Source organism: Algoriphagus chordae (assembly GCF_003254055.1).
Lineage (GTDB): Bacteria > Bacteroidota > Bacteroidia > Cytophagales > Cyclobacteriaceae > Algoriphagus > Algoriphagus chordae.
Genome location: NZ_QKZT01000016.1, coordinates 78843 through 94748, shown reverse-complemented (window position 1 = coordinate 94748; position 15906 = coordinate 78843). Strand labels below are relative to the sequence as shown.

Below are 15906 nucleotides of genomic sequence, written 5' to 3'. Positions count from 1 at the left end.
TCAATCTTCCCAAAAGTCAGGTTTTATATTAGTTCCTCGCAAGGTACAGTCCGTACAGCGCCGCAATGCTCCTCGATAACCTATCGGATCATAGGCCCCCTCAAGTACAATAGAAACTACCGGCACAAAAGAACCTGTCCCAAATGCTTGGCGATACCTATCTATCAGAACAGTGTCTTGATCTATGAAGCAGTCAAAATAATCTGGCTCTTGCGCCCTCCATGGGATCACCTCTCTTACATCTATAAATAAACGCTTTTGTTTCACAGTCCCCAGGCTCACATGTCCTATGACCGGTTCACTCGAGTCCTGATCGCTTCTGATGTTCCCTCTGATATTGGATGGTAAGGGACTAAAAATCGAACCTAAGTCATTTGTGTTTTTACGAAGAATCTCCCAAAACTCTGAAGCTTCTTTGTCCAGCGCTTTCTGGGAAATCAAAATACTATAACGGACAGAAAGTCTCTCTTCATCCTGCAATATCTGGGTGATGGACTGTCTAAAAACATACTGATTTTCAAATCGCGAAGATGTTTCCAAAATCAAGTCAGGACTCACTCCTCCCCTATAGCACAAATTAGTTCGTTCATCTTCCTTCCTAATCACTACATCATCAAGCTCTTCATCATACCTATAGGATGATGATATTTTAGGGCGAAAAGCATAGGTCTCTTCATAGGTCCAAAGAAAATCATCAGCATTCTCATCTCCTTTAGTAGTCAAATATACCTCTGCTCCTAGTTCGTTTTTTTCAAAACCTACCTCAATAATATCAGGAGTGAGAATCGGCTTAATCAAATCAGAAGTGTAGCTTTTGCCTTCATTAGTTGAAATATAAAGCCTGTAGTTCTCATCTTCAGGGATATCATAAGCAAATTCAAAGATGCCTAATCCTTTATTAGTTAAAGGATATTCTGCTCCTGCTTCTGATCTGAGGTAAACATCCGCCTCTGGATAAGTAGGTGAAAAAGAATCGTCAGGCTGAATATTCCGAGTATAACTAAGCTTCAATTCACTTGGTATTCCTTGCGTATCCAGATACCCCTCCACTACCAACACAGATAGGTCTGTAGGATCAATGTCGGGATTGAATGGCTCTCTGCATCCGTTGAGGAGTATGACACAGAGCAATGAAATATAAACTAGTCTGTTCATTAGAAACGGAAGTTGTATGTAATAAATGGAATAGGCTGAGCGAAAATCGACAATTGATATCCTCTCAACTGACCTTCCACCGGAGTGTAATACACAGAATAAGGATTACTTCTACCCAGCAGGTTATAAACCCCAAGTGACCAAGAAGAATGAGCAAGCTTTTTAACCTTGTGACTCCCCTCAATATTAATTGACCAATCTATTCTGAAATAATCAGGAATTCTATAGGCATTTCGTTCTGAAAAATAAACACGTTCAGAGCCTGCATAATCGAATTTAGAAAGCGGCAAAGTGATCGGTCTCCCCGTACTGTAGTTTAGATTGAGAGAAGTATTTACACGTTTACTCAACTCATAATTGGCTGTAAGCACCAAGTGGTGAGGCTGATCAAAATTGCTGGAATAAAAATCTCCATTATTGATTTTCTCTACACTCGGCTCATCGGAAGTCTTCATCAGAGATCTAGAATAAGTATAGGCCAATGAACCTTTAAGTAAACCTGTACTTTTCTTCAGCAATATCTCTATCCCATACGCTTTACCATCCGAATTCAATACATCCTGTTCTATATTTTCGTTGAGGATAATATTCGCTCCAGAGCGATAATCCAGCAAATTGGCCATGTATCGATAATATACCTCGGTTGAAAACTCGAGCTTATTTTTGGCAAGACTACGGTAGTAACCTACGGAGGCCTGTCCTCCAGTTTGTGGTTTGAGGTAGGTATCACTCAGCTTCCAAGAATCAGTGGGAGCAATCGCAGCGGTGTTTGACAGCAAATGTATATTCTGTCTCATGGTATTAAAACCAGCTTTCACAGAAGACTTATTGTCTAAGGTATAGCGCGCCGAAAAACGAAATTCTGGCCCACTGTAAGTTTTGACGGTGCTGCCTTTATCGTAAGTTTCCTGACCTATCAAATTGCCTTCAGTAATTGGAGCATCTGGCACATATTGGTTTACTGTCATAGGGCCTACTAATTGGTATAGCATATACCTACCTCCATAACTCACCGATAATTCATCACTAATAGTAAATTCATCTCCGAAATAGATGGAAATTTCTCGAGCATTTTCTGGATCCAACACCTTCTCTATTACGATAGATTCAGACCCATAGGGTTTATTACTCCCCGGGTTCAAAGAATATTGAATCCCATGAACACCAAACGTCATAATATGCTTCTCGTTTTTTCGATATTCAAAATCCGCCTTTAAAAAAAGCTGATTGACATCAAATCCAAAATCGAAGGAATTTAAAGGATTATCCTGCCCTATTATCCCAAATTGATAGCTATCACTTCCTGCAGAAAATCTCCCTTCCAATTCATCATTGAAAAAGTGTTTCCAACTTAAAGCAAAATTTAGATTTTGATAGGAATAAGTAGTGTCTGGGTCAAAACGAAAATCATCTTGACTTAGATATGCTGTAAACTCTAATGAGTTTTTATCATTGAATCTATGCTCGATATTCGCATTGATATCATAAAAAGTTATTTTACTATCATTTAAATCTGCCTCATCTTCCAAAAGATTCAATGCCCAATCAGAGTAAGTTGTCCTTCCCCCTATCATAAAGTTTGTTTTGTCCCCAATAGGTCCATCTAAACTCAATCTGCTCGTTAAGATTCCTATGCCTCCAGAGCCTCCGATTTTCTCTGATCTTCCAAAATTTGGGTCCACCTGCAATACAGAAGAAAGTCTTCCTCCATAGTTCACCGGGATAGAACCCTTATATAGCTCTACACCATTGACGATATCAGCATTGAATGCGGAAAAGAAACCAAACGCATGTGTAGGATTAAAAATTGTGGAATTCCCCAACAAAATCAAATTCTGATCCGCTGCTCCCCCACGCACATTGAATCCAGAGGTAGCCTCACCTACAGTATTCACCCCAGGCATTGTCAAAACCCCCTTGAGTACATCCACCTCGCCCATCACTGCAGGAAGTCTCTTCACCTCTGCAATGGTGATGGACTGCACGCCCATGTCAAGTTTGTTGACATTGGACAAGGCTCCTGAACTCACCACAACTTCATCTAGTGAGAGTATGGTCTCCTCAATACTCATGTTCAAAACGCCGTCTCCTTTCAGATCTATTTGACGCTGCTCTTGAAAACCTCCAATATTTTGTACCCAAATAGTATGTCTCCCCTTGGCCAGTGTCAGCTGGTACTTCCCATTTTGGTCTGTTGATACTTGGTTGTAATCAACTTTTTCCAACACGATAGCGCCATTCATAGGCTTACCGGACTCTATGCTCGTCACCACACCACTCAATACCGCAGTTTTAGATTGAGGATTATCCGATGATTTCCCTATTACAAATCGCTTATTCTTGTCAAAAGCAGACAAGGAATCACCGGCATTTGCCTGCATATCCTGCCTCTCCTGCACCAGGAAATAATCGGATGGAAAGTCTATTTGAATTTTACGGGTTTTGCTGACCCAAATCCGATTAGATGAGTCGATAGAATAGGTCAAGTCTGTCTTAGCAAATACCTGAGAGAGTATCATCTTGATGTCAGAATCAGTCGCCTGGAGGTTGACTTGCAGATTTTCTACATCTTTCTCCTTGAAGTAAAATTTGAAATCCGTTTCAGATTCTACCCTTTCAGCAAATCTTTCAAAAGACATCCCCAGATACATCCCCGTTAGTTTGGGACTTTTTGTCTGAGCATTTACTTCAGCAAAAAAGCAAATAACGAATATCAATAGTAGGATTTTTTTCATTGGACAAAACCGTTAAAACTGTCAGCCTTGCTTTCCCTGATGGCAGCCAATGCTAAAATGAATTTTTCCTTGTCAGTTGAGAAATAGAGTGACTTTCCTTTTAGATATTTTTTCACCTCTTTATTACTTAATCCCAAACTTTTAATGGCTTGCTTTTTCTTTCTGATCAATACAAATTCATTTTCATACCAATAAAAATAATCCGTTTTCTCCTCAAAAAAATGGGTGTATTTGCCCACCTCTCTAGTTGGCTCTTTTGTTTTGTAGTATTTGACAAGAACTTTAATCTTCCCATCATTAATCTCTCGGTAAAATTTATTTTTATCGTGAGCATAGGAATCATTTCCTACGTATCTGCCAAACAAGCTTCCATCTTTAAGTTGAAAAGCTTCAATTTTTTCAGGCTTAATTAGGATTTTTTGACGGTGAATCGGATGAAATGTAATCACTAGGTCTGCATTTTCATCGTATAGTAGCGGGACCTCTGTGTATTTAATCTTATTAATAGACAAGCTTCCTTCACCAAAAACCTTATCAAAATAATATGGATTTCCCTCATAATTTAAAGGTGGCTCTTGATAACGTCCCCCAGTGATTATCTCCTGAAAATAGGGCAATTGCTCCTTGTATAAAGACAAATAAGTCTGTGACTGCCCAAACGAGTTGGCAGATATCAATAAAAACAGAAGAAAAGGTGTAAAAAAGTTTATTTTTAGCATATGTTCGGTACTATACTAGATCAGATTCATCTCTGTTTTATATGGAATAATTTGAACGGCAATAACGGTATTTGAATGGATCACAACTCCAAAGTTTGAATAAACCTAAACTATAGGCTCTGGATAAAAGAGTGTATCGCGCAACCATCACCACATAGGGGGATGATTATATCACAAAAGAGAATCCATAGGGCTCCTAAATAACAAATTATTAATTCATGAAAAGAAGAAATTTACTAAAATCTATTGCAGTAGGAGCAGCAGCTCTCCCTTTAGTTCCCGCATTTGCGTCAAGTACAGAGAAAATCAAGGAATCAACAATCAAGTTCTCCCTAAATACCAGCACCCTACGTGGTCAAAAAGTGGATTTACCTCAACTCATAGAAATCGCTGCTAAAGCAGGATACGATGGGATAGAACTTTGGATATCTGAGATGGAAACCTATCTCAAAACAGGCAAATCTCTGGCTTCCCTCAAGAAACATTTTTCTGATGTTGGAATAATTCCTGTCAATGCTATTGGGTTTGCTCCATGGATGGCTCAGGATGTCGCAAAAAGTAAGGCAGGATTTGAGCAGATGGAAAGGGAAATGAGAATGCTAGAAGAGATTGGATGTGCGAGAGTAGCAGCTCCAGCTATAGGAGCTACTGATCCTGTAGATCTCCTGGCCGCAGGTGAGCAATACGCTCAGCTAATCGCACTGGGAAGAAAAATGGGCGTAATGCCTCAGTTAGAATTTTGGGGATCTTTTGCACCTTTCCATCATCTAGGCCAGGCACTGGCTACTGCCGCAGCAGCAAATGATGCAGATGCTAGAATTCTTCCAGATATCTATCATTTATTCCGTGGTGGATCTGGGTTTGAGGGTTTGAAATTGCTTAACGGAAATGCCATCGAGGTTTTTCACATGAATGACTTCACTGCCGACAAACCAAGGCTAGAGCAAAAAGATAGTGATCGTGTTTATCCTGGTGATGGCATTGCTCCTTTGAAGGAAATCGCGGCCACCTTGAAAGCCATGGGCGGTACTAAATACATGTCACTGGAACTGTTCAATGAAGCGGTTTGGGCTCAGGATGCGCAGGAAGTTGCCAATACTGGTCTAAAGAAAATGCAGCAGTTTTTTTAAGTAAATCTGCAATTACTATCAAACCAAAAAGCAGGAAAGATATCCCTTTCCTGCTTTTTTCATTTTTTTAGACTTCTGATTTCAACCTTCAGATTTTTATACTTTCTCTATCCAATCCACTCCAGTATCCTTCCAGGCTCTTTCATTAGCTGAGTCAATCACAGCTTCGCAAACTTTCTGAGTCTCAAAAGCATCACGGAATGTAGGGTGACAAGCTTCTCCAGTCTCAAGGCTCTTGAAGAAATCAGCCACTTGATGCACAAATGAATGCTCATAACCAATGGAAGTACCAGGAATCCACCATCTATCCATGTAAGGGTGATCTCCGTCAGTCACGTGAATGGATCTCCAACCACGAACCTGACTTTCATCTGCATGATCGAAATACTCCAAACGAGTCAAATCATGTAGATCCCAACGAATGGAGGCATGCTCACCATTGATTTCAAATGTATAAAGAGCCTTATGACCTCTAGCGTATCGAGTGGCCTCAAATAAGCCCAAAGAACCATTATCAAAATGACAGTGGAATACGCAAGCATCATCGATAGTTACTTTTTTCTTCTCACCGGTGCCTTGATGAACTCTTTCCTTGATGAAGGTTTCGGTCATGGCAGAAACGTCCGTGATACCGCCATTCAGCCACATCGCAGTATCTATGCAATGTGCCAGCAAATCTCCAGTCACACCAGATCCTGCCGCATCAGCATCCAATCTCCATAGTGCATCTCCTCCTTGTGGCAAGTCTGGGCTGATAGTCCAATCCTGTAGGAAATTAGCTCGATAATGGAAAATCTTACCCAGTTTTCCCGAGGCTACAATCTGCTTAGCCAAAGTCACTGCCGGCACTCTTCGGTAGTTATACCAAACTGTGTTTTTCACCCCAGCTTTCTCGACTGCTTCCACCATTCCTTGGGCTTCTTTGATAGATCGCGCCAATGGCTTCTCACAAAGGATCATTTTACCGGCTGCTGCTGCAGCAATGGAAATCTCAGCATGTGTATCATTTGGAGTACAAATATCCACCGCGTCGATATCATCACGCTTCAGCAATTCTCTCCAATCGGTTTCTACAGATTTGTATCCCCACTGATCCGCGAAAGCCTGCGCCTTCTCCTCTCTCCTAGAGCAGCATGCCTGCAAAACAGGAACGTATTCGTGCTCTGGAAAAAAGTCTGGAACTCTCTTGTAACCGTTAGTATGTATGCGGCCCATCAGACCTGTTCCGATGAGTCCGATTCTTATATGTTTTTTTTCTTTCATTATCTAAGTTTTTGATTTCTATAATTCACTTCGGAGTTCAATATTCTACATTCTAAATTCATCATTAAATCATTTAAATCCCCTATATATTTAATTTCGAGTGATAAATGGTAAATGTTGAATAATGAAATTTTAAGACTTCCATCCATGAGCATTTCTCACTTTCACGAGGGCAGCAAGAATGTCATTCCAGGTTTGCTGATTGTTCATCACTTCATTTGGGAACATGCATCCATCCCAGCAGATATGCTTGAACGCTTTGGTCAACTCACCCTTTTCATCACGTAGCCAGTAGCCTGCATCATGCGCGATATCCAAAACACCGTTCGGATCGGTAGCTTGACAGTGTCTACCTGTCTTATCGTGAGAACCTTGACCGAATACTGATCCGTCATTTTGAGCGACGTGGAAATCGATGGTCCAAGGTCTAAGCGCGTCAGTTACTATTTTCAAAGCAGCTTTGACAGCTTCACGATCATTTAGATCTGCATCTTTTGGAAGGATTCTATGCTCGGGAGCATTGTATCCCATCGTGTAAAGGAAGGTATGGGACATATCAGCCTGGAAACCAATGTTTGGTCTATCTACCATTTCCAATAGCTCCACCATATATTTCCAGCTGTGCATCGCACCCCAGCATATCTCACCTTCTGTAGCTAGTTTTTCGCCGTAGCCAGCAGCCACGTCACAAGCTTCACGGAATGTCTCCGCAATAATCTTGGTGTTTCCAGCAGGATCTTTTGCCCAATCTTCTACTCCAGCAGCCGAATCGATCCTGATTACTCCATAAGGACGAACTCCTTGGTCTCTCAGCTTTTTACCGAATTCACATGCCTTGCGAACCATATCTACGAAAGTAGCACGCTGATCAGCAGTTCCCATCGCTGATCCTGCCCAGATTGGGGCGACTAGAGATCCAGCAACTAGGTTATTCTTTTGAAGTTTTTCTGCCAAGATTTTAGTCTCATCAGAATCATCCAATTTAAAGTGAGGCTCAAGTAGCCCTAAATCTAATCCATCAAATTTCACTCCGTCCACTTCAGCTGCAGCTGTCATCGCCAGAAGCGTATCGAAAGGAATTACAGGTTCAGAGTCTGCTCCTTTGCCCACGATTCCAGGCCAGGTAGCATTATGTAGTTTCGGAAAATTATTTTGACTCATTGTTATGTGGGTTATTGGTTATTAAAGTTAGAATACCGAAGACTGGAGACAGGAGACGGAAGTCCCCCCTCATTTTATCCACAGTTCACGATGTTCAATAGTTCTTTATTTTAATACAGAAATAGCTGTCTGCCTTTGTAAATATTGATTTCTAATTTGATGATCAACTCTGGTTTGATGTCGTAAATCAAAAATCGTAAATCCGAATTCATTCAACCACTTTCAAATCCGGATTATCAGGCCCAAAGTGTTTCAACATTACGATAGGATCAGTTTTGGAATGGTTGGTAATTTTCACACCAGCTTGAGCAGCTTTTTCAGAGACAAAATACTCATCATGTGTCAACTGGCCAAAGCGGATAAGCGCAGGAGTTTCTATGTCCCAATTATTCATTTTGCCATATCCCTGCATCATGATCATGCCATAGGCAGCGGCATCTGTGATCGTCACTGTTTGGCCAGGGAAAATAGTCAGTTCTTTTGCACTGTAGTCATGAGAACGGTAGCAAATCCACTTGTCATCATATCCCTTAGCATTCATCTCAGCTCTATCTTCTACTGGAATTGGCTCCATATAGTGATTATCCATGATGTTAGGATTCACATTCAATTCCCAATCAATCATTTCAACCAAAAGATCGAAGTCTCCTACTCTATCTTTTGGCGTAGCATTCCAAAGTAATTCATCTGGAATAATTGCTTCGTTCACCAAAGACTGGTACATCGCAAAAATATCCGATGCCTTTTGAGGCTCATAAGTACACAAGGAACCTGGAGCATGAAGCATTCCTGGAGGCACATTCCAACCTGTTCCTGGCTGAAGTCTGAAAGCCTGAGAATAGTTAGTGATTTTATTATCTCCTTTATTGAAATTCTTCAGACATTCCAAGATTGTCTCTTTGGAAGTTCCAGGAGCGATTCCAAAGAAAGTATAAGGGAAATCGCCACCATGATTATTGACTTGAGGAGGGAAATAGTAAGCCTCCGGCTTACCGTTTTGACCGGTTAATTTCCCGAATTCATCGCTTGGGTGAATGTGGTGCGGAAGTGGCCCCATGTTGTCAAAAAACTTAGAGTACATAGGCCAGGACTTATACTTGTCCCAAAGACGGCTACCGATGATTTCAGCACCCAATTCATCAATGGCATCCTTCAATAGAAAGAGCTCCGTCTTATCACCATCTTCAAGTGCGATGTGACTTAAGCCTTCATTCTTGCTAGTTAGCGGGCCGTTTTCAGCTGGTGTAGTAGAAGAGAACCAACGCTCGTCAATTCCTCCACGCTCACCACCTAGGCTATAATAATCATCTGGATGAAGTTTGATTCTTCTTCCCGGCACGCAAAACGACCGAGGCACCCAGGTAGGTGTTAATCTAAGTATTCCTTCTCCTTGTTCGAGAGCTTTTTTTGCTAAACTCATGGGTTTATTAATTTGAAATTTGAGATTCTTTATTTGATTGAATTGGAAAATTGAAATATTGAAAAATTTGAAAAATTGAAAATTCTTCAACCTTTTTCAATTTTAAATTATTTGTCATTTTAAATTTTAAATTCCTTCACTGCTTCTCCTTTTAGAACTTTTAGTTTGATTTCGTAGGTCCTGCTTTCTCCAGGCTCAAGCAAAATCAAGGTTCCGTTTTCACGAGCTGCTGCTTGACCGATGGGAGGATTCGTAGCTGGCTCTAGCGCTGTCACGTATTCATTTTTGCCCCAATGCTGCCAGTTGATGAGCCAAGGCATCTGTTTTTTAGAAAATGAAATACTTAAACCAAGCTCTAAGTTATCATTCATATATCCACAAGTGACCTGATTATTTTCATCCGTAGATGGAACTATGAAAGCCACATCTTCACCAAAAGCAGAGTGCTCATCTAATGGCCCTGCGCACTTAGTAAAACTGTTTTTCTTGTTGAAATCCGACATAGAATCGTCCGATTCTCTTTTCTGAATTTCTCCATTCCAAACTATCCTAGTTTCCTCATCGATCAGCGGCCAACCGCAATTGATATGATATAAAACCATATGAGGTGCAGGTGAATTACCGCGATTGAATACCTCATCTTTGATGTTGATTTCAGCAGAGCCAATAGTTCCTGAGATAGTTCTTTTCAGTTCCAAACTTGGTCCGAAAGTCGTCGTCTCACGGATTATCCCTACGATTTCAAACCCCAGATCTCCTGAATAAATATCTGGCTGCTTAATAGAAATCAGTTCCGCAGGAGTATTGCTGTAGTTGCCATGCAAGCCCCGACTTCCAGTCTCATCGGCATTAGGTGGGCCCATGGATGAAATCCCGCAAGTAGTCAGTAAACCACCACCGAATGTTCTTAGCCAATCAATACCTTGATTGGAAAAAGGCTGTGAAGCCACATGGCCAACATTGCTAATCCAAGAAAGACTATGCTCATTATGAAATGCATCCAAAATATCCATTCCACGATCCAAGACGACTTTGTATCTAAGGCCAGTTCCAGTATTTATCCAGGCTATGCGGGTGCCGCGACCTGCTCCATTATCTAGGATGGAAGTTTCTATTCCCCCAAGCTGGCGGGAATTGGATAATTTATCTTTCCAATTGGATGGATCTGAGAGGTTCATTCTGAGGTTTGGGACTAGCTTGTAATCTATAAAAAAGGGCTCCTGACACTGTCCTGCCCTATATGGGTTGGCTGTAAAAGCTCGGGAATAAGTTATGCAACTTATAAGAGAGAAATATGCCATTGGTAAAAAAATGGCACAAGTTTTTTAACAAGTGCCATTTGCATACTTTATATGGTTCAACATCTTTAGACTTGGACCTAAAACATTGCAAGCTTCAGACTGCTTTTCAAGACAAGTGAAAATCACACTGAGATCAAACTATCACATTGAATGAAAACTTATACTTTGTCAATTAGTTATTTTCACAATCATATCTGAAGACTTGATTTTGAGCAGGAATTCACCTTAGGGATTTCAATCCTCATTCTCATCCTCTTCAAATAGAATCACCTCTGCATCAAACTCTGCCTCTACAAATTCTTCTCTTCCCATCCAGTATTCCGAGGTGGTCAACTCATATTGGTTTTCGCCTTTGCTACTCAAATCCCAAATAATCGAATCTGCTTCTTCGAATTTGACCTCGCCTTTTAAATGATCTGAAAAAAGCCGTTTGATCAAACTTCTTTCATTTAATGCATACTGCAGTGCCTTAAGCGCTACTTCCTTTGTAATTGCTTCTGCGTCAGGATCCTCAGAACTGATCTCAAATTCTACTATCGTTGCTTTGGCAGATGGAAATTTACCATTGTAAGCTTTGTGTAATAACTGATTGATATTGAAAAGTTGATGATGTAGCCCGATTTGAGGATATTCCTCAGAGATTTTATCCAAAAGCATGTCATGTGACATTTGGTCAATCTGACCTTCATTGAGCGCATCCGAGAGTCTATAATCCAACAGAATAGCGGCAGCCTCAGCAGGCTCAAAGTCAGAGATAGCCATATTTAGCAATTCCTTCAGCTCAGCCGGATTTGATTGTTCCGCATCGGAAAAACCGAATCTGTCGAGTAGTTGGATCATATCTTCATTGCTCCAACTTCCTGGCAATTCATCTACTGTTTTTACATTATTGATGATGATATGGTAGTTCATAAGTATTGGTTGTGGTTTTAAAATAAAATTGATTTCTGATTCGCTAGAAAAAGGTAATGCTAGCTCACTTTACTATAGTTTTCTTAACGCAGGTTTATGGCTAGCGTTCGGAGAGGAAGGAGGTCGATAATCTTAAACTAGTAAATCAACTGCTAACTGACTCATTACAAGCGTGGGATTCACATATGTTAATGTTTGTGAGGTCAAGGTTCTCTTGCATTTGGTTTAAGTCTCATGACTTGAACCAAAATCACTGCAGTCTTCAGACTGCCTTTTAAGGAGCGATGTTTTCTATGCGGCTATATTGAAAAAATGATTAACCACATAGAATCGTAGATTTTCATCGTATTGAAATGATAAGATTATACCTCAATAGGAACATCATTTCCTTTGTTCTTATGACTTTTATGGTTCAAAAATTTTCTACCACTAAGTAAAAAAAATGGCCCATGCTTTTCAACAAGGGCCATTTGAATAATGGGTCTAAGCCTAAAGACTTTGAACCAGTTTTCTTTTTACTGCTTCAGCATAACATCCTTATACTGAACTTTCATTGGAGGACCAACATGCACCTGAACACCGAGATAGCCTGATTCCATTCTGTTCTTTGAATCTTCATCATGCACCTCAGACATCAACTTACCATTCACATAATGCTTCAGCACATTCCCTTTAGCGACAATATGAATGCTATTCCATTCTCCTGCTTTGATCAAAGCTCCTAACTCAGCTCGATCTCCAATTTCCTTTTCCAGGTTGAGACCTTTCCAAGCATTTTTTTCTACAAACTCTCGTACACCTACTCCATCAGGTTGAGAAGTAATCTTGGTTTTCTGCCCTCTGTAAGCCAAGGTCGCACGCTTTCTCTCCTCATAGTTTTGTCCAGTGTAATTATTCTTCCCATCAATATCAGCTTGGTAGCCTTTCAAAGCAAAGGGCACATCCTCCACCATTTCACTTCTGTAATTGATTCCAGAATTTCCACTTTCAGAGATTTTAAACTCAGCTTTCAACTCAAAATCGCCTGGTTGCCCATCTTGCCAAATCAGGAAAGTATTGGCTTTCAAAAGCGTCTCAGGAGTGATTTCACCTGTGATTGCCCCATCTTTCACGGACCAGTATACTGGATCTCCTTCCCATCCTGCTAGTGTTTTTCCATCAAAAATAGATTTAAAACTAGCTTCGGTCTCAGTCATCGCCTGAATATCGGTGGAGCTTTTCTCAGCAGACTGCTGGGAATTCACCAATCCAATCACCATCATGGCGCCGACACTGAAGGCTCCAATTTTAAGCCATTTAGATATTACTTGATTTTTCATTCTTCTGCTTGTGCTTTAGTTGAATACACTTCGTGATTTGGATTACCACCTGAAATCAAGTAGGCCATCAAATCTTTAAGTTCTTCTGGATTTAATCTATTGATCATACCAGGCATCATGATGGATATCTTAGAATCCTTGATAGTAGCCACATTGCTTTTGGCAACTTTACGAAGCACTTCTGGAGAGAATGGATTTTGAGAAACTGAATAACTTGTTTCATCTTCATTTACCACTCTACCCATCACAGAGCTACCGTCTTTCAACTCAAGAACAGATGCTACATATTGCTCAGATATTTCATCACTAGGGTTGATCGTAGCCTCTAAGATATCTTTAGCAGAAAAACGTGTTCCTAATTGAGACAAGTCAGGACCTATTATCCCGCCTTGACCACCAATGGTATGACATGAAAGACACTGAGAAGCCGCAAACATTGCTTTGCCCTTGGCTAAATCTCTTCCATGTAAATCTGCCATCAAAGGCTCAGCTTCCTCTACTGTCCATCTCTTGCCTGGGCCTTCTGGTTGAATATCAGTATTCACCAAATCGTTACCGTTTCCAGTTAGCATAGCTGCACCAGATAGCTCATTGTATTTATCAAAATCGCTTTTAGCTACATGTGTAAGTGCCATTTTCCTTGCTCTGTCGATGAAACCAACATAGCTACGACCACCTTTGTACTTAAATGCATCCTGTATCCAAGTGAAGTATTTCTCATGTAGCTCTGGAGTCCAACCAGTAGTCGCTCCACCAAGAACTGTCGCAAGATAAGTCTGCTGTGCTGGAGGAACGTTTGCTAGCATATTAGCAATATCCAATCCGTATTGTGGGTTTCTCATGATCAAATCAGAAGAAGAAGTAAAGGTCTTCTGATAGTCAGGATCATCTTTGGCATTCTCAAGAAGTGCCAAGGTCTTTTCTACTGCATCTGGAGCATCCAGGTAAACCAAAAGAACTGCTAGTGCACGATCTAGGTTATTGTTATTCGCAGGAAAATTCGAATCCAAATAAACTACTAAATCAGACTTCAAAGAACCTGTAGGCTCTCCTTGTCTTGACAAAATCAGCTCAAAAGCTCTAAGTAAATCCTGCTTACCTTTTTCATTCAAGCTCTTGTAATCTATACCCATCAAAGCTTGAATCATAGGAGTTCCAGCACCTTTGGCTGAATGTCGAGACAAAGCGATCATCGCTTGAGTCAAAACAGTTGGGTCCTTTTCTGCCAATGCTTTTGCTTTCCAAGAACTAACTGGCTGATGCTCTACCGCAATTCTTGCAGCATACTGTACATATCTATCCTTGTTATTCAAATTCTCCCAAGCTAGATCAAGTCCAGAAGCAGGAGCTCCATCTACATGAAGCGCTTCTAACTCTCTTCTCAACTTAGCTTCAGCTGGCAAATCAGCTATTTGTAAAGGCTTCTTATCAGAAGCGTTTATGTCTCCATCATAATAAACACGATAAACATCCGACTCCAGTCTTCTTCCTCCAGTCATAAAGTACATCGCTCCATCAGGCCCAATGACTCCATCAGTTAATGGCAGTGGAGATCCTGAAATAAACTCTTCCGCTGTAGCCTCATATGTTCCGCCCTTTGGTGTAAGAGTCATGGAATAAATGATCCCAAAGCTCCAATCAAATGCAAAAAGTGAGGTTCTGTACTTCTCAGGGAAATTAGCTCCCGTTCCAAACATCACGTTGGTCGGAGAACCCTGACCAATATTAAGAACCGCAGGAAGGTTGTCAGGATAATTTGGCGACCACTTTTGGTTACCAGTTCTCCAACCGTACTCACTACCTGAAGTCACATGACAGATCCTGGTTGGGCGATACCATGGCATTCCAAAGTCCCACTCCATATCTGAATCATAGGTAAATAGATCCCCTACTTCATTGAAAGCTATATCAAATGGATTTCTATAACCCGCAGAAATTAGCTCCCAGTCCTTTCCTTCTGGATCAATGTTAGCTACCCATCCACCTGGTGCCATTCTACTATTCGCATGTCCCCTTGGATCCTTGATCTCTGGAAACAAATTATCTTCCTGCCAAACTTTTGGCAGTCTGTATGAATTCATTTCTGGTACATCTGTATGATTTCCCGCTACTATATAAAGCGACTTTCCATCTGGAGAAAGCTTGATACTATGTGGACCGTGTTCGCCAGGCTGTCCTGTGAAACCCTTGATTTTGGTTACGGACTCATACTGATCATCTCCATCCAGATCCTGGATTCTATACAGACCTGTGCTTTCCTCAAAAGTCTCATTACCATTGTGATTTACCATCACATAGATACTATTGAAAGCATAGAGTAGACCTTGGGCATAGCCCATACCTACCTGCGGCTCCGCCACATTACCTATAATTAGTTTTTCTACTTTGGGAGTTAGGTCTGCAGCTCCTATCTCAGGGATTTCCAGTCGATAGAGAAAACCATATTGATCAGCAGTGATCAATCGATTTTTGTCATCGAAAGTCATAGCAACCCATGATCCTTCGTCATTTTCACCAGGGCTTAAAATATGCTCTGCCACAAAACCATCCGGGAGCTTGAGCTTGTCTAACTTCGGGTTTCCGGTGAGCTTTCTTGTTGGGCTTTCTTTCTCTCCTTCTGGCGTGCAGGATACCGAAAAAAGTATCAGCGCAGATAAGAGAAATAAATTCCTTATTGAGTAGTTGAGTCGCATAGGTTAAATGTTAATTGATAACAGTATTAAGGGTTTTAAATTGGGAATTAATTATTCTATTATAAAGCCATCCATGAATTATAATCACTTTCCATCAC

General features: G+C 40.8%; 11 protein-coding genes. 1 reads left to right on the top strand and 10 read right to left on the bottom strand.

From position 1 onward, the window contains the following. From LV85_RS16430 to LV85_RS16420, 3 genes are read right to left on the bottom strand one after another with little or no spacing between them, the layout of a single operon-like run. Window positions 1-1155 (bottom strand): DUF4249 domain-containing protein, encoded by a 1155-nt coding sequence (locus LV85_RS16430; protein ID WP_111321413.1) that lies wholly within the window; start codon window positions 1153-1155, stop codon window positions 1-3. Continuing rightward, a complete protein-coding gene (locus tag LV85_RS16425) occupies window positions 1155-3890 on the bottom strand; it encodes a TonB-dependent receptor plug domain-containing protein (protein ID WP_111321411.1) in 2736 nt (911 codons plus the stop codon). Before LV85_RS16425 ends, LV85_RS16430 begins: the two co-directional genes overlap by 1 nt. Continuing rightward, entirely contained in the window at window positions 3887-4609 is a 723-nt protein-coding gene (locus LV85_RS16420) for a hypothetical protein (RefSeq protein ID WP_111321409.1), read from the bottom strand. The genes LV85_RS16425 and LV85_RS16420 overlap by 4 nt, the downstream gene beginning before the upstream one ends. Before the next feature lie 218 nt (window positions 4610-4827). Here LV85_RS16420 and LV85_RS16415 point away from each other — a divergent pair, with 218 nt between their 5' ends. Continuing rightward, entirely contained in the window at window positions 4828-5739 is a 912-nt protein-coding gene (locus tag LV85_RS16415; protein WP_111321407.1) for a sugar phosphate isomerase/epimerase family protein, read from the top strand. A 96-nt stretch (window positions 5740-5835) separates the two neighbouring features. Here LV85_RS16415 and LV85_RS16410 read toward each other — a convergent pair whose 3' ends face one another. From LV85_RS16410 to LV85_RS16380, 7 genes are all read right to left on the bottom strand, one after another. Beyond that, on the bottom strand, window positions 5836-7002 hold the full coding sequence (locus LV85_RS16410; RefSeq protein WP_111321405.1) for a Gfo/Idh/MocA family protein: 1167 nt from the start codon (window positions 7000-7002) through the stop codon (window positions 5836-5838). A 132-nt stretch (window positions 7003-7134) separates the two neighbouring features. Then, a complete protein-coding gene (locus tag LV85_RS16405) occupies window positions 7135-8163 on the bottom strand; it encodes a sugar phosphate isomerase/epimerase family protein (RefSeq protein ID WP_111321403.1) in 1029 nt (342 codons plus the stop codon). 208 nt (window positions 8164-8371) lie between these two features. After that, on the bottom strand, window positions 8372-9583 hold the full coding sequence (locus LV85_RS16400) for a cupin domain-containing protein (protein WP_111321480.1): 1212 nt from the start codon (window positions 9581-9583) through the stop codon (window positions 8372-8374). 119 nt (window positions 9584-9702) lie between these two features. Next, entirely contained in the window at window positions 9703-10761 is a 1059-nt protein-coding gene (locus LV85_RS16395; RefSeq protein ID WP_111321401.1) for an aldose 1-epimerase family protein, read from the bottom strand. Window positions 10762-11118: 357 nt separating this feature from the next. After that, a complete protein-coding gene (locus tag LV85_RS16390) occupies window positions 11119-11796 on the bottom strand; it encodes a hypothetical protein (RefSeq protein ID WP_111321399.1) in 678 nt (225 codons plus the stop codon). A 515-nt stretch (window positions 11797-12311) separates the two neighbouring features. Further along, window positions 12312-13115: a 3-keto-disaccharide hydrolase gene (locus LV85_RS16385; RefSeq protein WP_111321397.1), complete on the bottom strand. Its 804-nt coding sequence runs from the start codon at window positions 13113-13115 to the stop codon at window positions 12312-12314. Then, the gene (locus LV85_RS16380) at window positions 13112-15808 is read right to left on the bottom strand and encodes a c-type cytochrome (protein ID WP_111321395.1); all 2697 of its coding nucleotides are present in this window, start codon (window positions 15806-15808) and stop codon (window positions 13112-13114) included. The genes LV85_RS16385 and LV85_RS16380 overlap by 4 nt, the downstream gene beginning before the upstream one ends. Window positions 15809-15906: the final 98 nt, after the last annotated feature.

Coding starts and splice junctions, on each gene's coding strand:
- LV85_RS16430 (WP_111321413.1), bottom strand. CDS start 1,155: ATGAACAGACTAGTTTATATTTCATTGCTCTGTGTCATACTCCTCAAC.
- LV85_RS16425 (WP_111321411.1), bottom strand. CDS start 3,890: ATGAAAAAAATCCTACTATTGATATTCGTTATTTGCTTTTTTGCTGAA.
- LV85_RS16420 (WP_111321409.1), bottom strand. CDS start 4,609: ATGCTAAAAATAAACTTTTTTACACCTTTTCTTCTGTTTTTATTGATA.
- LV85_RS16415 (WP_111321407.1), top strand. CDS start 4,828: ATGAAAAGAAGAAATTTACTAAAATCTATTGCAGTAGGAGCAGCAGCT.
- LV85_RS16410 (WP_111321405.1), bottom strand. CDS start 7,002: ATGAAAGAAAAAAAACATATAAGAATCGGACTCATCGGAACAGGTCTG.
- LV85_RS16405 (WP_111321403.1), bottom strand. CDS start 8,163: ATGAGTCAAAATAATTTTCCGAAACTACATAATGCTACCTGGCCTGGA.
- LV85_RS16400 (WP_111321480.1), bottom strand. CDS start 9,583: ATGAGTTTAGCAAAAAAAGCTCTCGAACAAGGAGAAGGAATACTTAGA.
- LV85_RS16395 (WP_111321401.1), bottom strand. CDS start 10,761: ATGAACCTCTCAGATCCATCCAATTGGAAAGATAAATTATCCAATTCC.
- LV85_RS16390 (WP_111321399.1), bottom strand. CDS start 11,796: ATGAACTACCATATCATCATCAATAATGTAAAAACAGTAGATGAATTG.
- LV85_RS16385 (WP_111321397.1), bottom strand. CDS start 13,115: ATGAAAAATCAAGTAATATCTAAATGGCTTAAAATTGGAGCCTTCAGT.
- LV85_RS16380 (WP_111321395.1), bottom strand. CDS start 15,808: ATGCGACTCAACTACTCAATAAGGAATTTATTTCTCTTATCTGCGCTG.